General features: G+C 50.7%; 17 protein-coding genes. 10 read left to right on the top strand and 7 right to left on the bottom strand.

Features of this window, described 5'->3' with window-relative positions; translation table 11 throughout:
* Positions 1-88 precede the first annotated feature (88 nt).
* The 3 genes from ACFVTB_RS04845 to ACFVTB_RS04835 are packed head-to-tail and all read left to right on the top strand — an operon-like array spanning position 89 to position 2730.
* The gene (locus ACFVTB_RS04845; RefSeq protein WP_387745948.1) at positions 89-1114 is read left to right on the top strand and encodes an ABC transporter ATP-binding protein; all 1026 of its coding nucleotides are present in this window, start codon (positions 89-91) and stop codon (positions 1112-1114) included.
* Positions 1111-1920 carry an ABC transporter permease gene (locus ACFVTB_RS04840; RefSeq protein WP_387745946.1) on the top strand — a complete coding sequence of 270 codons (810 nt, stop codon included), beginning with the start codon at positions 1111-1113 and terminating at the stop codon, positions 1918-1920. The genes ACFVTB_RS04845 and ACFVTB_RS04840 overlap by 4 nt, the downstream gene beginning before the upstream one ends.
* Before the next feature lie 6 nt (positions 1921-1926).
* A complete protein-coding gene (locus ACFVTB_RS04835) occupies positions 1927-2730 on the top strand; it encodes an ABC transporter permease (protein WP_387745944.1) in 804 nt (267 codons plus the stop codon).
* Positions 2731-2883: 153 nt separating this feature from the next.
* Here the strand turns inward: ACFVTB_RS04835 and ACFVTB_RS04830 are convergent, their stop codons facing one another.
* A complete protein-coding gene (locus tag ACFVTB_RS04830) occupies positions 2884-4002 on the bottom strand; it encodes a LacI family DNA-binding transcriptional regulator (protein WP_387745942.1) in 1119 nt (372 codons plus the stop codon).
* A gap of 291 nt (positions 4003-4293) precedes the next feature.
* On the opposite strand from ACFVTB_RS04830, the gene ACFVTB_RS04825 reads away from it, so the two are divergent.
* From ACFVTB_RS04825 to ACFVTB_RS04810, 4 genes are all read left to right on the top strand, one after another.
* Positions 4294-5238, top strand: coding sequence for an ABC transporter permease (locus ACFVTB_RS04825; RefSeq protein ID WP_387745940.1), 945 nt, complete (start codon positions 4294-4296; stop codon positions 5236-5238).
* A complete protein-coding gene (locus ACFVTB_RS04820) occupies positions 5232-6179 on the top strand; it encodes a carbohydrate ABC transporter permease (protein ID WP_387745938.1) in 948 nt (315 codons plus the stop codon). Before ACFVTB_RS04825 ends, ACFVTB_RS04820 begins: the two co-directional genes overlap by 7 nt.
* 61 nt (positions 6180-6240) lie before the next feature.
* The gene (locus ACFVTB_RS04815; protein WP_387745936.1) at positions 6241-7839 is read left to right on the top strand and encodes an extracellular solute-binding protein; all 1599 of its coding nucleotides are present in this window, start codon (positions 6241-6243) and stop codon (positions 7837-7839) included.
* 90 nt (positions 7840-7929) lie between these two features.
* Entirely contained in the window at positions 7930-11076 is a 3147-nt protein-coding gene (locus tag ACFVTB_RS04810; protein ID WP_387745934.1) for an alpha-mannosidase, read from the top strand.
* A gap of 70 nt (positions 11077-11146) precedes the next feature.
* Here the strand turns inward: ACFVTB_RS04810 and ACFVTB_RS04805 are convergent, their stop codons facing one another.
* Entirely contained in the window at positions 11147-11587 is a 441-nt protein-coding gene (locus tag ACFVTB_RS04805; protein ID WP_387745932.1) for a GNAT family N-acetyltransferase, read from the bottom strand.
* A gap of 299 nt (positions 11588-11886) precedes the next feature.
* Between ACFVTB_RS04805 and ACFVTB_RS04800 the strand changes: the two genes are divergently transcribed.
* The 3 genes from ACFVTB_RS04800 (at position 11887) to ACFVTB_RS04790 (ending at position 15378) form a co-directional block, all read left to right on the top strand.
* The gene (locus tag ACFVTB_RS04800; protein WP_387745930.1) at positions 11887-12579 is read left to right on the top strand and encodes a response regulator transcription factor; all 693 of its coding nucleotides are present in this window, start codon (positions 11887-11889) and stop codon (positions 12577-12579) included.
* On the top strand, positions 12576-14075 hold the full coding sequence (locus ACFVTB_RS04795; RefSeq protein WP_387745928.1) for a sensor histidine kinase: 1500 nt from the start codon (positions 12576-12578) through the stop codon (positions 14073-14075). The genes ACFVTB_RS04800 and ACFVTB_RS04795 overlap by 4 nt, the downstream gene beginning before the upstream one ends.
* An 82-nt stretch (positions 14076-14157) precedes the next feature.
* On the top strand, positions 14158-15378 hold the full coding sequence (locus ACFVTB_RS04790; RefSeq protein WP_387745926.1) for a hypothetical protein: 1221 nt from the start codon (positions 14158-14160) through the stop codon (positions 15376-15378).
* Positions 15379-15713: 335 nt separating this feature from the next.
* Here ACFVTB_RS04790 and ACFVTB_RS04785 read toward each other — a convergent pair whose 3' ends face one another.
* The 5 genes from ACFVTB_RS04785 to ACFVTB_RS04765 form a co-directional block, all read right to left on the bottom strand.
* Positions 15714-16721, bottom strand: a complete 1008-nt coding sequence (locus ACFVTB_RS04785) for a FecCD family ABC transporter permease (protein ID WP_387745924.1) — start codon at positions 16719-16721, stop codon at positions 15714-15716.
* On the bottom strand, positions 16718-17728 hold the full coding sequence (locus ACFVTB_RS04780; RefSeq protein WP_387745922.1) for a FecCD family ABC transporter permease: 1011 nt from the start codon (positions 17726-17728) through the stop codon (positions 16718-16720). Before ACFVTB_RS04780 ends, ACFVTB_RS04785 begins: the two co-directional genes overlap by 4 nt.
* Positions 17729-17838: 110 nt before the next feature.
* Positions 17839-18801, bottom strand: a complete 963-nt coding sequence (locus ACFVTB_RS04775; RefSeq protein ID WP_387745920.1) for an iron-hydroxamate ABC transporter substrate-binding protein — start codon at positions 18799-18801, stop codon at positions 17839-17841.
* Between the two features lie 110 nt (positions 18802-18911).
* Positions 18912-20576, bottom strand: coding sequence for a helix-turn-helix domain-containing protein (locus ACFVTB_RS04770; RefSeq protein ID WP_387745918.1), 1665 nt, complete (start codon positions 20574-20576; stop codon positions 18912-18914).
* Between the two features lie 159 nt (positions 20577-20735).
* The gene (locus ACFVTB_RS04765; RefSeq protein ID WP_387745916.1) at positions 20736-21782 is read right to left on the bottom strand and encodes a 2,3-butanediol dehydrogenase; all 1047 of its coding nucleotides are present in this window, start codon (positions 21780-21782) and stop codon (positions 20736-20738) included.
* Positions 21783-21930: the final 148 nt, after the last annotated feature.

The raw sequence follows: 21930 nt of genomic DNA, 5'->3' as shown, positions 1-21930 counted from the left end.
ATTAACCTTCAAAAGATTGTTTTACCATATATATTTATCTCCTTCCACCTTATATAATAATTGGATATGAAATGGGGGAGGATCTGTCATGGCGCTTATTCAAGTTGAAAATTTGCGCAAGGAGTTTAAAAGGCAGAAGCGTAAAGACGGATTTTGGCCATTAATGAAAAGCTTGGTGTACCGCGAATACGAACAAAAAATTGCGGTTGAGGGCATTTCGTTTACGATCGGCGAAGGGGAAATTGTAGGCTATATCGGGCCGAATGGAGCGGGGAAATCGACGACGATTAAAATGATGGCGGGCATTCTCGTGCCGACCAGCGGGGTTGTGCGCGTGAACGGACTCGTTCCGTTCGAGAACCGGATTGAGAATGCGCGGCGAATCGGGGCTGTTTTCGGACAGAAAAGCCAGCTGTGGTGGGATACTCCGGTCATTGAATCGCTCAAGCTGACCAAGTATATGTACGATATTCCAGAAGATCGATTCGCTCAAAATATGGCGATGTTCAGCGATATTTTAGGACTGGATGAATTTAAAAACGTTGCCGTTCGCGCGCTTAGCCTCGGCCAGCGGATGCGTGCCGATCTTTGCGCAGCTTTGCTGCACGACCCGGCAATCGTCTACCTCGACGAGCCGACTATCGGTCTCGACGTTGTCGTGAAAGAGAGAATTCGCGAATTCATACGCGAGATTAACCGCGACAGAGGCACGACGGTTATTTTAACGACGCATGATATGGCCGATATCGAGAAGCTGTGCAGCCGCGTCATGGTCGTCGACCACGGCAAGCTGATGTATGACGGCAATCTCCAAACGTTGAAGAATGATTACGGCAATATGGAAACGATGGTGGTAGACACGGTAGAGAATTTTGTGATGGACGAAGCGCTGCAGGACATGGGCGTCGCGTACAGTCAGACCGAAGACGCCCGCAATCAGCTCATTTACGATAAAAACAAGATGAACTCTTCTTCTATCATCAAATGGATTATGGAGCGGTATACGGTTCGCGATTTCAACGTAAAAGAAACGGAGATCGAGGAGATTATTCGCAAATTGTACGCCGGATTCAGCCAGGAAGAGAAAATCGAGCGGCAGGAAGTGATGGTATGAGAATCGCGCTCTATCGCGAAATGACGATGAACGCTTTTCGCTCACTGCTCGCTTTCCGGGCGGAAGTGCTATTGTTCCTGTTCGGCCAGCTGTTCAAAATATTTGTGCAAGTGTATATTTGGCATGCTTTGTTCGACGGAACGGGACACTTGAACTCGAAAGCGGGCGCGATCTCGATTCAGGAAATGATTACGTATGTCGTTATCAGCTCGATCATCTCGGTATTCGCGACGAATGACGTTATTTTCAGAGTGAGCTCGAAAGTGTCCTCGGGTGAAATTGCGATGGATTTGCTGAAGCCGATGAGCTTTCGATCGGTTGTTTTTTGCCAGGCGTTCGGCCGGAACATGTACCGGATGCTGTTCGAACTGATTCCGCTAGTGACTGTCAGCCTGCTGATTTTCCATATTCAGCTGCCGTCGCCTGGGAATGCTTTGGTGTTCTTCGTGCTTGTCATCAACGGTCTATTATTGAACTTTCTAATTACGTATACGATAGGATTGATTGCCTTCTGGTACGTCCTGGTGTGGCAGGTCAATACGGTATTGAACGGGCTCATCCGGCTGTTCTCGGGAGCGTTTCTTCCGATTTGGTTTTTCTCTGATTCGCTGATGCAGCTTTCTTATTTCATGCCGTTCCGTCTTATTTATTATGAACCGATCTCCGTCTATTTGGGGAAAGTGACGAGCGGTCAGGAACTGCTTGCTATCATCGTTCAGCAATTAGCATGGATCGCCGGTTTTCTGCTGCTGCAAAAGTGGATGTGGTCGAGAGCCGTACGCCGGCTTGTCGTTCAGGGGGGCTAAGAGGAGATGAGATTTTTTAAGCTTTACGCCAGATTCATTCCGATATACTTTAGAAGCAAAACCGAGTACGGTTTCGGCTTCTACATGGATTTTGTCGGCTTTGCGCTTAATCATATTGTCAGCTACGCGCTTATTTGGGCGCTGATGAGCCGCTTTCAAACGATTAACGGCTGGAATATGTACGAGGTCATGCTCATTTACACGCTGAATATGCTGACTTACGCGATTGCGGCGGTGTTTTTCTTTTTCCAAATGGACGCTATCGAGGAGGATGTCTACAAGGGCTCGTTTGACAGCTTGCTCGTCAAGCCGATCAATCCGTTTATCCATATGATTATTCGCGGCTTCGGCCACTTCTTTCTCGGCGACATTGTGATTGCGGTTATTATGATGGTATTTTGCTTTAATCATTTAGACATCAGTCCCGGCTTTGGCGCTTACGTTAGCTTTGCGGTAACGCTGCTCGGAGCGGTGCTGATTCAAGCTTCTTTCATTGTGATCAGCGGCTCGATGTGCTTCTGGGTCGTTCGCGCAAGGTCGTTTATGGATGTGGTTTTGTACGGGATTCGCGGTTTGGCGGATTATCCGATCTCGATCTACGGCAAGGTTTTGCGGGGCGTCTTAACGTTTGTTATTCCGTACGGCTTCGTCAACTTTTATCCGGCCCATATCATTCTCGATAAAGACGGCAGCTCTTTGTTCGCTTCTTGGCTGCCTTACACCGCCCCGGCTGTTGGCCTTATTTTGTTCTTCATCGCGTACCGGGTGTGGAGCGTAGGACTGAATCGTTATCAAGGAACGGGAAGCTGACCGGAGGCGAGGGGGCGTACGGCACCCTCGCCTAAAACGATTGTCTAAATCGACTGTGTCAGCCTGTATAGTCCGGTGAAAATACAAAAAAGAAGAAGCATGCGACTTTTCGCATGCTTCTTCTTTTTTGTATTACCCTTTTCGTCGCAGCTCTTACGCCTTAACGGAAGGCATCGGCGCTGCAGACGATTGACGCTGCAGCAGCTCCGTCGGAAGCAGCACCTTCTGCTTCTGCTGGAGCGGATCGGCCATCACCTGCAGCAGCAGCTTCGCCGACTCTCTGCCGATGGCTTTGTCCTGCTGAATGACGACGGTTGGCTGTGTAACATGCAGGTTATGATACTCGATGTCGTCGAAGAAGGCGACTGACAGCCGCTCCGGCACGTTCCATTGCAGCTGTTTTGCAGCTTCCAATACGCCATTGCCGACACCGGAGTTTTCGGCGAAAACGGCCGTAATTTCCGGGTTGGCTTCCAGAAACGCAGCGATATCGTCACGGCTGACAATACTTGCCCGATGATGATGGAAGATTGGCATGCCGGAGTCGATCAGCGCTTGCTCATAGCCGTTCAGACGCTCCTCCATACTGCTCGTGTAACGAGGGCTGGCCGACAGAAAGCCGATAGAGGTATGGCCCAGATCGATAAAATGCTTGGTCGCGGCATAAGCCCCGCCCGCATGGTCGGAACAGACGCAGTGGGTGGATAGTCCCGGAAAATCGCGATCGATCAGGACGATTGGGAAATGGGACATACTCAGCTGTATGATCTCTTCGTTGTACATTTCCCCGTCTGCCGGAAAAATCAAGATGCCTCTCACCCCAAGAGCCATCGCCTCCTGAATGAGCCGTTTCTCCTTCTCCAAATCGCCGTCCGATTTCGAAATAATCACCTTATGCCCGCTTCGGGCAAGCTCCTCCTCAATGCCGCTTAACAGCAAGGCGGTGAACGAATTGTTGAGCTCCGGCGTAATATAGGCGACAACCGGCAGGGATGAAGAAGCCGGTAAGTTGCCGCCGTTGGCATATAACGTCGGTTCTCCACCGTGCATGGATACGTAGGTGCCTTTCCCCTGAATACGATAAATGACCCCGTCCTTGACGAGGCTATCTAGCGCGTTTTTCACCGTAATCCGGCTGACGCCGAATTGAGCAGCCAGTTCATTCTCTGAAGGCAGCCGGTCGCCTTCCTTCCAATTCTGCTGGCCGATTTGATCATTCACATATTTCCGAATCTGAATATAGTGAGGGACCCGTTTCATCGACTTCTCCATTTTATTTAATCTCCTTGATTATTTATATTACAAATATACAACTTTGCTGATTTTATGTAAATGTTTCTATGTAAATATTTTCTTGACGGCTGGAGAAGGCTGGTGATATTATACTTTACATCAAGAATAACATGTAAAAAGGTCATATTACAAATATACAAGTGAAGGAGGCGGATCGGTAAAAGATAGCTGAGGCGTTCATACGCCGGTCTAAGAAACGAGTATTGATCGAAAGCTCAGGTTCGTTTTGTAACCGCTTACCTGACATCAAGACGAAATCGAGGTGACTGCATGCTGGAAGCTGGTTTGGAGCTTCGGCCCCGACAGAACAAGTGGTCGGTGCTGATGAAGAGGGTGTGGCGGTACCGTTTGATGTACCTGCTGTTCATTCCTGCAATCGTTTACTTTGTCGTTTTTTCCTACATACCGTTCTACGGTTTGACAATCGCGTTCAAGAAGTACATTGCGTTTAAAGGAATTGCAGCAAGCCCATGGGTTGGATGGGATAATTTTCACTACATTTTCACATCCGCTAAATTTATGGCTGTTTTGAAAAATACGATCATCATTCACATGTATGGACTTATCTTCGGGTTCCCGATTCCGATTCTGTTCGCTATCTTGCTGAACGAAGTCAAATCGATGTGGTTTAAAAAATCGATCCAGACGGTCACGTACTTCCCGCACTTTTTATCCTGGGTCGTATACGCAGGCATTGCGATTAACTTTGTCGGGCCGACGGGGATTTTCAATACGATTTTGACCAACGCGGGGATGGATCCCGTCCAGTTTCTAACGGATACGAATTTGTTCCGGCCCGTGCTCATCGTAACCGGCATTATTAAAGAATTCGGCTGGGGCGCGATCATTTACTTGGCCGCGATCACGAGTATCGACCCGGAGCAGTACGAGGCGGCCCGTGTAGACGGCGCCAAACGACTGCGACAAATCTGGCATATCACGCTGCCGGGCATGCGGCCGATCATTATTCTAATGTTCGTGCTCAATCTGGCCAGCTTGCTGGACGCCGGCTTCGACCAAGTATTCAACATGTACAACCCGTCGGTTTATGACGTTGCCGACATTATCGATACTTACGTGTATCGTATCGGCTTGCAGTCTAACGATTTCTCATTGGCAACCGCTGTCGGTATATTCAAAGGCGTTGTCAGTTGCATTCTAATCATTACCGCTAACTCTATGGTCAAGAAGTGGGAGGGAAGGTCTTTATGGTAAGGCAAACCGACGCATCGGCGCAGACAGCAGGACGCATTCGCATCCGCCCTAAAGGCTCTTCTCTGCTGAATCAAAACCCTTGGTGGGCGCAAACGATCATTTACATTATTCTGCTGTTTCTAGGGCTTATAACCTTTATTCCGATTTTGAACGTGCTTGCGCTCTCTTTTAGCGAAGCGTCGCAAATCCGATTGCATCCGATGATGCTGTTTCCTCGGGAGTTTACATTAAGCGCTTACAAGTACATTTTTGGAACTCCTGTCCTGACCAACTCTTTTCTCATTACGGTGTTTGTAACGGTGGCGGGAACGTTTTTCAATCTGTTGTTTACCGCGGCGGCCGCTTACGGGCTGTCGAAAACGAAGCTGCCGGGCTACACCTTCTTCACATGGGTCATCATTATCCCGATGCTGATCGGCGCGGGTCTGATCCCTTACTACATCCTGATGAAAAGCTTGGGTCTCGTCGATACGCTCTGGGTGTTCATCATCGGCGGACTGGTGTCTCCGTTCAACTTCGTACTCATGCGCAACTTCTTCTGGTCTATTCCGGAAGCGCTGGAGGAATCGGCCTCCATCGATGGCGCGTCAGAACTGACGATACTGATGAAAATCATTTTACCGCTCTCGAAGCCGGTTCTCGCAACGGTTGGTCTGTTTTACGCGGTAGGGCATTGGAACGATTATTTCACGGGTCTCATCTTCATCAACGATAATGCGTTATGGCCGCTGCAGGTCGTGCTTCGTTCGATCATCATCGACCAAAACATGATGAACATGGGCGCCATTCCGATAGTGACCGATCCATCCAAAATGGTCATTACGCCGGAAAACATTAAAGCGGCAGCGATCATATTCGCCATCGTGCCGATTATGGTGACCTATCCGTTCCTGCAAAAGTATTTCGTCAAAGGCATTATGATCGGCTCCGTGAAAGGCTGATAGCGTTGACAATCCATATCCATGGGTTCTCATAATAAAAAATTAGGGGGATTTGAAGCCAATGAAAAAGTTTGCTGCAACGCTTGCTGCCGCGATGTTTCTCGTTTCGGCGGTCGGCTGCTCCAACGGAAATACGAGCACGGGGGAACAGAAGCCCAATAATCAAGCGACTGGCGAAGTAGGAAATACGTCCGGGACGAACAGCGACGGACCAACAAAGTTCAGCTATTTGAGACCGATCTGGGGTCCGGCGACGTATCAAAAAGGCGGTGCTTTCGAAAAAGAGCTGTTCGAGAAAGCAAATGTCGAAATCAACGTACAGATCGTTCCTGTATCCGATTACGACACGAAAATCAAAACGATCGTCGCATCCGGCTCCATTCCGGATGTAATGTGGGGTTCGGGTCCGGCGGACGCGTTCTTCCGGGAAACGCAGGAGCAAGGAGCGTTTTTGCCAATCAACGAGTATTTGGATAAATACCCGAAAGTAAAAGAAGCCGTACCGCAAAAGCTGTGGGATATGCTGACGGACAAAGAAGGCAACATTTATTTCCTGCCTAATACGTTGAATCCGCATGTGGCGTTTCTGACTTATTACCGTCAAGACTGGTTCGAACAATTGAATATTCCAGAGCCGAAGACGATAGACGAACTCGTAGCGGCGCTACAAAAATTTAAAGATACGCCAATCGGTGGACAGAAAAAAATTCCGTTGACGGTCAGCGACAACTGGACGTTCAAAGAGATTGCCACTTCCTTCGGCGCAAGCTTGAACGGATGGCAGCCGTCCAAGGACGACCCGAATAAGCTGGTGCCTTCGTATATGGCGGAGGAGCAGCAGGCGTTCTTCGAGTGGGAGCAGAGCTTGAGCAAGAACGGTCTCGTCGATCCGGACTTGATCGTAAGTCCGAACGCTTCCAAGTCTGAGGATAAATTTAAAGCGGGCAGCGCTGCTGTTCTCATCTCGCATTACAATAACTATCCAACGATCGTGAACGAGCTGCGGAAAACGGAGCCGAATGCGAAGGTTGGCATTATTTCCCCGCTTGAAGGACCGACTGGCATTAAGGGCGGTATCCGCTCCTTGCTGCCGATCGACCGCGGGTTCTACATTTCGGCGAAAGCGAAAGACCCGGACGGCATTTTCCGCTACTTGGAGTGGGAGCTGACCGAAGGACATAACATGATGAAATACGGCGTAGAAGGCAAGAACTACGAAGTAAAAGACGGCAAAATTTATCCATTCCCAGAAGACAAAATTCCTGACGAATACAAACGTCCGCAAATGGAGCCGTTCTGGACGCTAACGCCGTTCAGCGATTCGGGCAGCGTAGACTGGGAGTACAACAAAGATTGGATGGAAAGCCTCGGCGTGTCCGAGCTGTACGATTTGTACAAGAGCAAATATGAAGAATATACGGCAATTGAATATCCAGATTACCGTAACCCATTCATTCCTAGCGAAACCGATAGCAAAATCGGCGCCAAAATTTACGAGGACAACTTGAACAGCATTGTGAAAGGCTTTGTCATTAACCACAAGCAGACGCTGGTCGATTGGAATAAGCAGGTTGAAGCATGGCTGAACGCCGGCGGCAGCCAAATTATCGACGAAGTGAACGCAAACCAAACCGACAAGTCGAAGCCGTCCTATAAATAAGCAATAGAAAAAGAGAAGCCTGCCTTTGAAGGCGGCTTCTCTTTTTTTTGAACAACATCGCTAATTATAGCTTGGAGAGGATGAGTAAACTTGGTTAACGTAAAGCAGCTTGACCGCACTTTGCAGAAGGTGAGGCGGTTAGTAGAGCATTACAGGGACTTTTTGTACGAGCGGGTCGATACGGTCGACGTTGCCTATTTTGAGACGATGGAGCATTTATATGCCGTTCCTGCAGAAGCGGCTTGGCAGCCCATCTCTTCGGGTACGCATTGGGGCCAACCTGGCGGGTCGGCCTGGTTTAAAGGACAATATCGCATTCCTGAGCGCCTGCACGGAAAGAAGCTCTATATTGAAGCGAAGACGGACGCTCACGAAGCAATGCTTTGGATTGACGGACGTCCGAGAGGCATTTATAACGTCAAAAGCAACTCCGTGCAGCTTGGCTTCCATCGCGCGCTGCTGCTGACCGAACGGGCCGAAGCCGGGACAACGGCGGAGCTCGCTTTCGAAGGCTATGCAGGAAAGCAAATCGTTGGTACGCAGCCTTATCAAACCTATGCGTCCAACGATACATATACAGACCCGAACAATCGCGAGTTTGAAGGAATTTATATCGGCGAGCGCCGCGAGGACGTCAACCGTTTTCTGTATGATCTGTCGACGCTTGTACAGATCGTATCTGCTCCAAGCACCGATTCGTTCCGCAAAGGCCAAATTATGAACGGCTTGCTGGATGTGTTCGAAGCGGTGGTGCAAAAGCCGGAGGAAGCGGAAGAGACGGTGTGGAGAGAAGGCTTGGCGGTCGCCGTCCGCAGCATGGAGCCGCTGCTTGCGAAGAAAAACGGCGATTCCGCGCCGTCCGCAGGCATTATCGGACATTCTCATATGGATACAGCCTGGCTGTGGACGCGCGACGAGGTCATTCGGAAATGCGCCAGAACTTATTCCAATGCGCTTAGCCTGATGGAGCAGTATCCTGAATATTTGTTTGTGCAAAGCTCGCCGTTTCACGCTGAGCTTATGCGCCGGCACTATCCTTCAGTATTCGAAGGAATTGTAGAGCGAGTGGCCGAAGGACGGTGGGAGCCGACTGGCGGCTCGTGGATTGAGCCGGATTGCAATTTGACGTCGGGAGAATCGCTTGTCCGCCAGTTCTTGAGAGGACAGCGGTATACGAGGAAGCATTTCAACTATACGGCTGATACGTTCTGGCTGCCCGACACGTTCGGTTACAGCGCCGCTATTCCGCAAATTTTGAAGGGAGTCGGCATTACGTCCTTCTTGACGACGAAGCTGAGCTGGAACGATACGAATCGGTTCCCTTACGATACGTTTATATGGAAGGGACTCGACGGCACGCCGGTGCTCACCCATTTCAATCATATCCATTGCTGGCCTGATGCAGAGACGATTATCGGTCGTATCTACGGCTCGCAAGGGGATATGAACGATATTCAGCATAAGCAAGTGAACGACCGCCGTTTAATCTCGTACGGCTTCGGCGACGGCGGCGGCGGTCCGCATGACGGCATGCTGGAGACGGCCCGCAGGCTGGAGGATGTGGAAGGCGTACCGAAAACGTCGCATACGACAGTTAGCGCGTTCATGCAGGAGCTGCGGGATACGTCGAAGCTGCCGGTCTATGCAGGCGAGCTGTATTTCGAAGGGCATCGCGGCACGCTGACGCAGATGGCTCAAATTAAGCGAAACAATCGCAAAGCGGAAATAGCGCTTCATGATTTGGAGCTGCTTGAAGCCGTTGCGGCCGCCGCTGGCGATTACAACCCGGACATTGCTGCGGAGAAAGCCGAACTGGAAGAGCTGCTGCTCATCAACCAATTCCACGATATTCTTCCGGGCACATCCATTCCAGAGGTGCATGATCGGGCTATTCGCGAGGTCGGCGATATTATCGTCAGGGCGGCAGAGCTTTCAAGCCAACTGATGCAAGCAGCTTCGCATGGCGACGATTCCGTCACCTTATGGAATACGCTCAGTTGGGCGCGCAGTGGGCAATTGGTGATAGCGGCTCGGGAAGACGGCAGGGTGCCGTCCGCTCCTTCCGTCGTTACGCAGCGCTTCACAGATCTGAACGGGAATGCGAAGCTGGCGGTCGGCGGCGTTGGCGTACCGGCGCTTGGCCATACGACAGTGCCGCTCGGCGGCGATACGTCGGACAGCACGATTAATCCATTCCGTTACGACGGAAGCACATTGGAGACGCCTTTCGCGTCGGTTTCGTTCGACGACAATGGCTATATCCGTTCATTTGTCGATCAGCCTAGCGGCCGCGAGCTTGTCGGCAAAGGCTTCCCGCTGAATGCGCTGCTTATGGGCGAGGATGTTCCACTCGCATGGGACAACTGGGATATCGATCCGGACATCGATTTAAAGCTGGAGCTGCAAACCGGCCTCGTATCCCGCGAGGTCGTTGCGGACGGACCTTTACAGTTCCGAGTGCGCAGCGAATATCGGATCGGCCGTTCCTCGACGCTGAAGCAGGACATCGTGTTTTATTCCGACGACGCTCGTGTTGACTTCGAGACGATCATCGACTGGAAGGATCGCTACCAACTGCTGAAGGTTGGCTTTGACGTGCAGGTGCTTGGCGGCTATGCGCGCCATGAAGTACAATTCGGTCATGTGGAACGGCCGACGCACCGCAACACAACTTACGATCAAGCGATGTTCGAGGTGTGCAATCATAAGTGGACCGACCTGTCCGAGAACCGTTATGGCGTTGCTTTGCTGAACGACAGCAAGTACGGCATCTCGGTGTCAGGCTCGGATATGAGGCTGACGCTGCATAAAGGCGGCTGCCATCCCGATCCTCGCGGCGACGAAGGCGTGCATGAAGTGACGTACTCCTTCCTGCCGCACAACAGCGGCTTCCAGTCGGAGACGGTAATCCGTCCGGCCTACGAGCTCAACATGCCGATTCTGGCAACTGAAGGTCGTCAGGCAGAAGGAAGCGGATCGTTGCTGCAGGTTGCAGCTCCAAACGTCATTGTTGAAGCGGTGAAACCGGCCGAGGAAGATGACGCTTATGTCGTTCGTCTGTACGAAGCGGAGCGGTCGGCCGTTACGACGAAATTAACCTTCGGCAAGGCGCCGGTTCGGGCGGCGATTACGAATTTGCTGGAGGAAGAGCTGGAGGAGCTGGCCGTGAACGAAGCGGGAGAAGCCACGCTATCCTTCAGAGCTTTCGAGATTGTGACGATAAAGGTTTATTATTAGAACGAAAAAAACAGCGCCCTCGTCGATTTGAGTGAGGGCGCTGTTTTTTTAACGCTGGCGGAACATCTATTTAGGCGAGAAGACGGATAATTTCACCGTCTATAATGTCATCGCTAATCTTTTGAAAGCCTAAGGTTTCATACAGCTTGCCGGCTATTTCATTGTTTGGACGGTGTCCAATGACTAACGGATGAAAGTTTAAAGAGGTCATGTAAGCAATAAGCAGTTTCATTGCGGCTCGGCCATAACCCTTGCCTTGATGCTGTTCATCGATCATGAGAGCGGGAATCCAGTAGCGGTCCTCTTCATCCGGCTTCGTACTAAATACGATAAAGCCAACAACTTCATCCTTCTGATAAATAGCTTGTAATTCAAAATCCTCAACATACTTCGATTCCGCAATCCAATACACGACCGGCGCGGGAAAAACAGCAAGCTGCTCCGGCTTCACCTTCAGCTTTGTGCAAGTGTACCAGTTGTCCAAAGTAATCGGTTGTAGCGTAATTCCCATTCGAAAATTCCTCCCTAAAATAAGTTTCGCAGAGGAATTCGACTTCCTCTGCCTCTAGTGCTGAAATGTTCCTTTTACCGCTGCCATTTTCATCGTTTTCATTCCACATCGCTCCCTTCAAAATGAAAAACAAAAGCCCATGATACTTATTCGCGACGCATGGCTGATATTTCCTTCCTTACGCTGATTATTTACGCCTGCCACATCAACCTATCCATTTTATTCTGTCTATAAGACGGCAACATTTGTCGGCTATAATAGAAGAATAGATTTGCAGATTTGGGAAGCGAGGGAAAAAGATGCGGGAGCAGACGAGAAAGAAGCTGCTGATCGTGGAAGATGACGAGGCGATCCGCGATTTGCTGACCTACGCGCTTAGAGGAGAAGGGTATCAGGTCTTGGCGGCCGGTACGGGCAAGGGCGGGCTTCGTTTGCTGGAGCAAGCGGAGCCGGATGTGCTGCTGTTGGACGCCATGCTGCCGGACGCCAACGGCTTCGACATCTGCAGACAGGTGTCGGAAAGGTATTCTATCCCGATATTAATGCTAACTGCGAGGACTGACACGGTAGATAAAATAATTGGGCTGGAGCTAGGTGCCGATGATTATATGACCAAGCCGTTCGAGCTGCGAGAGGTTTCGGCTCGGATTAAAGCGCTGTTAAGACGGAAGGAAAAAGCGGGGGCAGTTCAGCACAGAGTGCGGCTGAGTCAGGACGTGGAAATGGACAAGAAGGGATATGCGGTCTACAAGGATGGGCAGGAAGTGAAGCTGAAGCCGAAGGAATTCGAGCTGCTGCTGCTGTTTCATGAATATCCAAGCCGTGTATTCTCCCGAGAGGAAATTGTCGACCATGTGTGGGAGATGGATTACGACGGCGATTTGCGAACGGTGGACGTTCATGTGCAGCGCATTCGTAAGAAGCTGGATGCCTCGCTGATCGAGACCGTGTTCGGGATCGGCTATCGCTGGGGAGAGCGTGGGGCGGTATGAGCAGAAGCAGAAGGACGTTTCCGCTTCATTGGAAGTTTACGCTGGGGTTTTTACTTATTTTCTCGATTTCTACCGTGAGTCTATACTCTTATATTTCGCAAATATTGGCCGAGCAGACGAGAGCGGTGATTCGCGAAGATATGACGAAGCTGCAAGGGCTGGTGTACGACCAAATTCAGCAGCGCAGCCTTATGAGCCAATCGAGCGAGAACGTTGCGGCTGATGAGCGATCGTCGCTGTTTTCCAGTATAAGCCGCAGTATAGGTCATCCGATTGTCTTCTTCGACAAGGAGGGCACTTTCGTCGAGGAAACGTTTCTGGATAAGGTAGGAACTGTTCGTTTCAAGACGAAGCCTTCGAACGCTTTTATGCATCATCTAGAGGAGGAGCGCAAGCTTAGTTTGGAAAACAAATCAGTCGTCACAATGCTGCAAGAAGGCAATAAGCATCTAGCTATTTTGACGCTCCCCTATTATACAAATGATCAGTATGACGGAATGCTTCGTCTGACAAGCGACTACTCTGTGCGGTACAAGCATAATGAAGCGATACTGAGAAGCTTTGCTTGGTTTGCGGGAATTCTCTTTATAGCGGTAACGATATTTTCTTATTTGCTGGCGAGCCGGATGACGCGTCCGCTCGTTCGGCTGTCTCGCGCCATGAAGGGCTTCGGCGAAGGCCGGCAATCGGAGGAGCCGCTTTTGCGCGAGCGAAACGACGAAGCGGGACAGTTAACGGCCAGCTTTAACCAGATGAAAGAGCAACTTGAGGAGCAGCTTACGCGTCTGGCGGCGGAGCGGAACCGGATCGCTGAGCTGGAGCAAAGCAAAAGGCGATTTTATCAACAGATGACGCATGAACTGAAGACGCCTCTCACGTCAATATCGGGCTATGCGCAAATTATCGGCGAACCGAATTTTGACGATCCCGTATTTCTGATGCGTGCGGCCGAACGCATCAAAACAGAGAGTGATCGATTGAGCGGCATGGTCGCGGAATTGTTGGAGCAGGCGCGCAGAGAGGAGACGGAACCGCCTCCCCCGAGAGAGCCGTTCGATCTAGACGGCCAGTTGGCAAGCTGCTGTGAGGATATGGAGCTGAAAGCGGCGCGTTATGACATGAATCTGAAGTGCGAGCTGCAGGCTGGAACGATCGTCGGGGAGAAGGACGAGCTGCGGAAGGTGTGGGTTAACCTGTTCGATAATGCGATCAAATACGGCACTCCGGGCACGAAAATATTCGTACATGCGTTCCAAGAGGAGGAGCGAGCCATCATAGAGGTCCGAAATGAAAGCAGCAGCGGCTTGGAGAACGACGAACTGCTCGTGTTCAAGCCGTTCTATCGATCAAATGAATCCTTGAGTGGGAATTCGGAAGGGATCGGACTCGGTCTTTCGATTTGCAGAACGATTGTGGGACGCCATGAGGGTACTATTGTTTTCCGTCAGGAAGATAGCGGGGTTGTCGTTCGGGTTGAATTGCCGATCCGTTCATAACTCGGCAACAACCGCCGGCAAATCGGACATAAACGTTCGGTATAGTGATCGTTATAAACGATATAAAGGAGTGGAAGCGATCATGAAGGTACAACGGATGGGGCGGACGGCGAGTACGAAAGTCAAAAGCAGCGGGTTGTTAGCGGGGATTCTAGCGGCGGCGGTTGCTTTAGGAGGCTGTTCTGCAATGGGTACGGGAACGGGAATCGGAACGGGGACTGCATTGTCCTCTTCCTTTCTGCTGAGCGAGGATGTCAGGGAGGATATCCACAAAACGGAGGCGCTGCTGCTGGATGGACAGGTGCTTCCGATGCCGCTCGACGAGCAGATTGACGCGGAGGACATCTTGGCAATACTAGACGGCAAAATGTATTTTAACCGAAAACAAGGCTTCTACGTTGCAGCTATTGAAGGTGAAGAAGCAGGCGAATCATCCTTATCTCAGTTGATAGGGAAGCAGGCAACAGTAGTTTCAGGGAATGGCAGAAAGGCGCTGTACAGCGAAGGGATGTCGGTCTTCTTATACGACATCGAGAGCCGTGTCAGCAAAGAAGTGCCGGTGGTGCTTGAACATACGGAAGGCGTTGACGAGACACCGGGCCGAAGGCTATATGAAAGCGACGTCCAGTTCGGAGATGCGGAAGGGCGCTATGTCATTGTTAATAAAGGCATGGGAGAAATAGATGTCACCGATACGGCGACAGATACCGTTAAAACGATCCGGTTGAAGGAATTTGCGGGAGATTCCTACGGGTATGCTCATAATTTTAAAGTGGTACAAAATGAGTTATATGTACCGCTTGCTATTGGGAGCGGACAGCTCGAAGATCTGTACAAAGTCAATCTGGACAGCTTGAAAGCTGAGCCGGTGTTGGTGAGCGCAGACTTGTACTTGGGAGCCTATCAGCCGCTTGCGGATGGAAAGCTATTGTTCGCCGGGCAGTTTAGCGGAGAGGACGGTGTCTTCCTATACGATCCGGCAATTAAATATTGCACGACGCTGATTGGAGCAACGGATACCGATCCTTATCGGCACAATTATTCGTTCAGCCTGTCTCCGGACGAGAAGCATATCCTAATTCAAAATTTGGTGAACGAGGAAGTGACGATCGCTGACTTGCGGGACGGAAAGCTGGAAAACAAACGCACGGTGATAAAAGGGTATAAGCTGTTTGCGCTCATTTGGCTGCTCGCCAGCTGGAATCCCGACAGTCAATCTGTAAACGTTAAGCTGGCTTATGAAGGCGGAGGCTCGTCGATCGAAAAGGTGGAAGGCATCGTGAAACTTTCAACGTCGAAATAAGCTCTGCGAAGACGTTAAGCTTAACGTGCGTAAACGCGAAAAGGACTGCTTGTTGGACGGCATGTATAATGCGTCGTCCCAACAAGCAGTCCTTATTTTATCACTTATAGGATCAACCTTAAAATCAGTGTATGACTGAAAAGGAGAGAGCAGCGAAGGGGCAGAGGGATTCTGGAGAAACGATAGTGTTCGCTTTTAAAGCAAGATTCCTACCGCAAATTTTTATTAAATAAAGGAATCAGGCTTTAATGGCGATCGGAAGAACCCTCTGACCCGCAGCGCTTCCCCTCCCTTAAAGTCAAGCACTGTTTTCGGTTTTGAACCCTTAAAGCCGTTTATTTTTTGAGCAACAGATAAGCAAAGTAAGGCACGCCGATCAGCGATACCATGACACCTGCAGGTATGCCGTCAGGGTCAACCAAGTTGCGGCCAAGCGTATCGGCTATCAGCAGCAGCAGACCGCCGAGCAATACCGCGACAGGGATGAACAACTGGTTACGCGGGCCGACGAGCGCTTTGGCAATATGCGGCGCCATCAGGCCGACAAAGGCAATGCCTCCGGTAACCGATACGGCCGCGGAAGCGGAAGCTACCGCAGCGAGCAGCAGCCATAACCGTTCCCGCTCTATGCGCATGCCGACGCCGATCGCCGTGTGATCGTTCAGGCCCATGAGGTTGAGGCGAACCGACTTGTACAGCGTAAACGGAACCAGCACGATCAGCCAGGGCAACAGAGCCCAAATAAACGGCCAATCGACGCCCCATATGCTGCCGGCCAGCCATTTGGCGATAAAATCGACCTTTGTTCGCTCCGCCGATGAAATAATAACGACCATAATGCCGGATAACGCCATGGAGAAGCCGATCCCTACAAGCACGAGCCGGACGGGGCTAAGTCCATGATTTTTGCTGTAGGAAAACAGATAGATGAGCGCTGCCGTTATTATCGCGCCGCCGAATGCGACGAGCGGAAGCATATAGATGAAGGAATCCGGTTTAATCGGGAAATACAGAAAAAAGATTGCAATAGCAACGCCAGCTCCCGAATTGATGCCGATAATGCCGGGGTCGGCCAGGTCATTGCGCGTAATGCTTTGCAGTATCGAACCGGACAAGGCCAGCGCCATTCCGGCGAGCACTGTAATGATAATGCGCGGCAGCCGAATGGAAAATAAAATAAAATCCTCTTTGAACGTGCCGTTGCCCATCAACACGGGCAGCAGACGATCAATGGAGAGACGGGAATATCCCACGACCATGCTGATGACCGCCGTAACGGCAATGATGACGAACAAAGCAATAACGATGAGGCGCTGTTTGCGCAAAATGGCGGCTGGAATCATGAGAGCGTCTTGCCTCCTTTATGTACGACAAATAAAAAGAACGGCAAGCCGATCATAGCGACGATCGCCGCGACAGGCGTTTCATAAGGCGAATTAATCGTGCGTCCCAGCGTATCGGCGAGCATCATGAACGTTCCGCCCGCCACAGCGGACACCGGAAGCAAAATACGGTAGTCCGTTCCGGTAAACCGACGGATCATGTGAGGGATCATCAGACCGACAAAAGCCATATTGCCAACAAGGGCAACCGCCGCACCCGTCATTACGATAACAAGCAAAAACATCACCAGCTTGATTCGCCCCTGTTTTTGCCCAAGCCCGATCGCCACCTCTTCGCTCAGGCTTAAAATGTTCAGTTGATTGGATAAGAGCAGCGCGATCACAATCGCAACGACAATGACCGGCGCAATAGGTGCTACCTGCTCCCAACTGGTGCCGATCAAGCCTCCGGCCGTCCACATGGAAACATCCTTCGATATTTTAAATACAAGACTGATGCCGCTCGCGATCGCATACAGGAAAGCGGATACCGCTGCGCCCGCCAGAACGACGCGAAACGGAGACAAGCCTCCTCTGCGTGCGGAGCTCATTATAAGCACAAGCCCTGCACCCAGGGCTGCCCCTACAAAGCAAGCGGCCATAATGCCCGTGTAGCTGATGCCGGGAATAAACGCAAACGCCGCCGCCAGCGCCATATTTGCCCCAGCTGTCAGACCGAGCAAGCCGGGATCGGCCAGCGGATTGCGCGTGACGCCTTGCATAATCGCGCCGGACACGGCAAACGCCGCGCCAATCAGCAAGGCGCCGATCTCGCGCGGAAGCCGCAGCTCGCGGAGCACCATCACTTCATTTTTTTGCGATGCCTGCCAGGTCAGCGCCTGCCATAAATCATGCAAGGTCGTTTCCTTGGCGCCAAACAGCATAGCCAGCAAGAAAGCGCCGGCAAGAATGCCAAAGCTGCAGGCCAGCTTCCATGCCAACGTTGCAGCTACATGTTTATTGTTCATGACGGTTCATCTCGACTTTTCTACGGAATAGGGAAAGGAATTGCCCGCGCTGAGGCAATTCCTTTGCAAGGAGGCCAAGGCTGTCATCGTACGCCTGCCTCATCATTTTTTTACTGACCCAATAGCTGCTCGGTAAAGAACTTTAATTGATATTCCAAGCTAAGCGGATCGTTAAAATAGAACGATTTGGCGTCCGCTTCCAGAACGTGATTGTTCTTTACGGCATCCAGGTTTTTATAGGTCGACGTATTCTGGAACGAGTTATCCTCGTCCGCATTTTTGCTGAATACGATATAATCGCCGGTGTACTCATCCAGTACTTCGGTAGACAAGGCGAAGTAGCCGTCTTTTTTCACTGCTTCTTCTACTTTTGGAGGAAGCTTGAAGCCAAGCTCATTATACAAAAGCTCGGTGCCGCGGCCAAAATTGTAGCCGTATACGTAGAGCTGCTTGTTGAAGGTTTCAATGACAGTAATCGTTTTGTTCTCGCCGATTTTCGCTTTAATTTCCTCGCCCGCTTTTTCAAGGCGCTGTTTAAAGTCGACCGTCCAGGCGCGAGCTTCCTCTTCCTTGTTCAGCAGCTTGCCGATTTCGATTTCTAGGTCGAAGTAATTCAATTTGCCGTAAGTATAAATAACCGTTGGCGCAATTTGCTTCAGCTTATCGATATTTTTAATACCGTCCTGGCCGATGATCAAATCTGGCTCAAGCTCCATAATTTTTTCCAGACTCTCGTCGCTGACCGCCTCGACGTCCTTCAGTTGCTCTTCGAACTTCGGATTTGTTTTGGACATTTCGTCCACGCCGACCAGCGGAACATTAAGCAGCATAACATTGCCCGTCAAGAAGCGGGTTAGGACAACGACGCGCTGCGGATTTTTTGGCACTTCAACCGGACCGTTTTCCGATTCGTAGATGAATGTACCGGAATCTGTTTGTCCCGCCTGTTCCGTTTGTCCATTTGACGAAGGAGCGTTCGTTTCCTTCGATCCTTCCGTATTTGCGGAGCCGCCGCCGCACGCCGTCAGCGCCAGGGCAAATATCAATAAAACAGGTATTAAAAGCTTTTTCATGCGATGAGTCTCCCCTACATTGATTATGAGTATTATTCTCAATTACAAGGCTAATTATAGTGAGCTTGTGGGTTTCAAGCCATGGCTTTTTGTTGGAAAAGCTATTTGTACTATTGATTGCCTGAGGTTTCGGTCAATAGTGCAATCGCCCGCTGCAGCTGGAGTTGAACGGATACGGGGTTGTAGGGAATCCAATCGTTCTGGTCCAGCATATGAACCTTCTGATGAAGAACGGCAGGAAGCTGCTGCCAGACGGCAGACTGAAATAAACGCTCCGCATGCGCTGTAGAGCCCAGCCGGTCCGCGAACAAAATAACAAGCAGCCGATCTCCGGCATATTCGGGGAGCTCGGATATGGGAATCGAAAAGGAGTGAAAGCATTCGCCATGCTTCTCCAGCTTTTGGCGTATTCGTGCTGGAGGCTGCAGCCCAAGCGATTTGTAGATCACATAGCCGGCATTGCGTGCGCCGTAAATAAGCAGTTCGTCGGGTTTCAGCACAACAATCGATACGGTTTCTTCCATTAAAGAGGTATGCTTAAGCAGCAGCCGTCCGGCATGTTCCTCTTGCTCAAACGCCGTCAGCCAGCGCTCCGCCGCCTCGCTTCTTTGCACCGCATTGGCAATCAGCCGAAAATGCTCCTTCCAGCCCATCTCCATCCAAGAAATATCAATGACCGGGGCAGCAAGCCTCAGTTGCTCGGGGCTGAGTCCGCTCTGATTTAAGACGGCTCTAGAAGCAATAATCAGTTCGATGCTGTTCTCAAGCAAAATGCTTTTCAACTGATCGGCTGTACATTCCTCATCAACAAGCACCATCGATTGCGGTACTTGAAGCTCCGAGGTGCGGGCATATTCGCTGCTGTCAGCGATAGCAACCTGCGGTTCTATACCAAGCAGCAGTAGATGACTAGTGAAGGGGGGCAGCAATACGGCAATCCTGCGATTATCTTCAGACATGTAGGCGGACGGGGCTGCGCCCGCCTGCTGCTTGAAGCGGCGGCTCAAATAAAACTCATCCTTATAGCCGACCTTTAACGCAATTTCCCGCAGCGTGCCAAAGCCGTCAATAAGCAGCTCCATGGCCCGATGCACGCGCAGTCTCGATAAGTAGTCGCTCGGCGAAAAGCCGGTTACCTGTTTGAACAATATGGAGTAATGGGAACGGCTTATGCCGGCTATAGCCGCAAGCTGTTCCCTGGTTATTTTTTCACTAAAATGCGTTTCTAAAAAATCGATGCTTCGTTCCATGCTCGGCTGTCCGCTGCTCTCGTACTTGGCCTCTTGCAGCTCAAGCAGACGGAACATCATCTCTTGAAACAGCAGCTGGTTTTTGGCATGCCGAATTTCATGAACGGGAGAACGATGCATATATAACTGCTCGGCCTTGGCTACAAGCTCAGGCTCATTGGCGTGAAAAATAAATTCCGGACGAGATACAATTGCGCTTTGCCGTTGGAACACTTCCCCTTGCTCCGGTACGGGCGGCTGGCTTGCTTGTATTAGCAACAAATACACATGCAGCAAATGCAAACGGTTGGTAACAAGCGCCGCAATATGATGCGCAGGCATGAGCAGCACATTGCCTTGCTTTAATTCGAAGCTTTGGTCATTGACCCTCAAGATGCCTTTGCCTTGTGCTACAACGATCAGCGCCGTCAACTCATCATTTTCCTTGTACTCCGGCAGAGCGGCGCTGCCATAATACGAATGAACGCCTGCGCAATTATATAAAGGGAAATAAGATTCCACCCATTCCGAGCCGGCCGAATTCATGAACAAGCCTCCAATAAAAAATAAATCAAGTTATAGCTTGATTATATCCGCTAGTACAGCTGTTTAACAGCAAGGTGAAGATAGTCGTTCTGCATGTGAAAGAGGCGAGGGCCTGAGCCCTCGCCTCTTGTTCCTATAAATAGCTAGCGTTTAGTTGCTTTACGGTTGAACCAGTATTTTGATTTGGCTTTTTTCTTTAATGAGCGTCTCAAAGCCTTCTTCGACGACGTTCTCCAGCGCAATCCGTTTGGTAACCAGCTTATCGGCAGGGAAGTAGCCTTGCTGCATTAGGCTGATGACGGCAGGGAAGACGTCGCGGTAGCCGATGATGCCAGCAATATTCCGTTCCTTCATCACGATTTGGTTCGGATGAATGGACGCTTCGCGTTCGAAAATGCTGACGATCATAATTTGACCGCTAATTTTCGTGGACGAAATCGCTTGGTTCAGAACAACGGGCACGCCGGTTACTTCGAAGCTTACGTCGGCACCGCCGTTCGTGAGCCGCTGGATCTCTGCAACGACATCGGTGTCGGCCGGATTCAGCGTAATTGCGCCAAGCTCAGCCGCTTTGTTCCGGCGCTCTTCGGACAGCTCGACGGCATAAATTTTAGACGCGCCGGATGCTTTTAATGCTTCAATCAACAGCAAGCCGATTGGGCCTGTACCGAATACGGCTGCCACGTCCCCAACTTTCAATTGGCTGGAGCGAACGGCGTAAAGGACGACAGCGGAAGGCTCGACCAGGGCGCCTTGCTCGTAGGAGAGGCTGTCCGGAATTTTATGAACCATATGCTCGTCGGCTGCTACGTATTCGGAGAAGCCTCCGCCTCCGCCGGCGAGGCCGAGAAAGCCCATTTGATCGCAAAGATTGTATTTGCCTTGTTTGCAGGCGGTACATTTTCCACAGGAGAATACAGGCTCAACAACAACGCGATCGCCAACTGCAAGACGGGATACGCCCTCGCCTACTTCTACAATTTGACCGGAAAATTCATGGCCCATCACGATAGGCGCTTTTTCATTCGTCAACGGATGCGGTGCGCCTTCCGGAATGAAAATCGGACCTGCCGTATATTCGTGCAAATCGCTTCCGCAAATGCCGCAAGCTTCAACTCTGATTTTTACCTGTCCTTTTTTAGGAGCCGGCTCGGCAATCGTCTCAACCCGCAAATCTTTAACTCCATGCCATCTCAATGCTTTCATAGGTTGTCATCCCCTTAATGAAAATATATAAGTGCTCATGCTGTTATCCGCATGATAGGAAACGTTTCCGGAAACAATCATGTCACAATTTCGTCAAACTGTCAAATGCTCAAGAGACGAAGAAGGAGCAAAGTCGTCGCCAATTATT

This window comes from Paenibacillus sp. NPDC058071 (assembly GCF_042885235.1).
Taxonomy (GTDB): Bacteria; Bacillota; Bacilli; order Paenibacillales; family Paenibacillaceae; genus Pristimantibacillus.
Note: the sequence above shows the minus strand (reverse complement) of the source record. Positions and strands in the feature narration are given on the sequence as shown.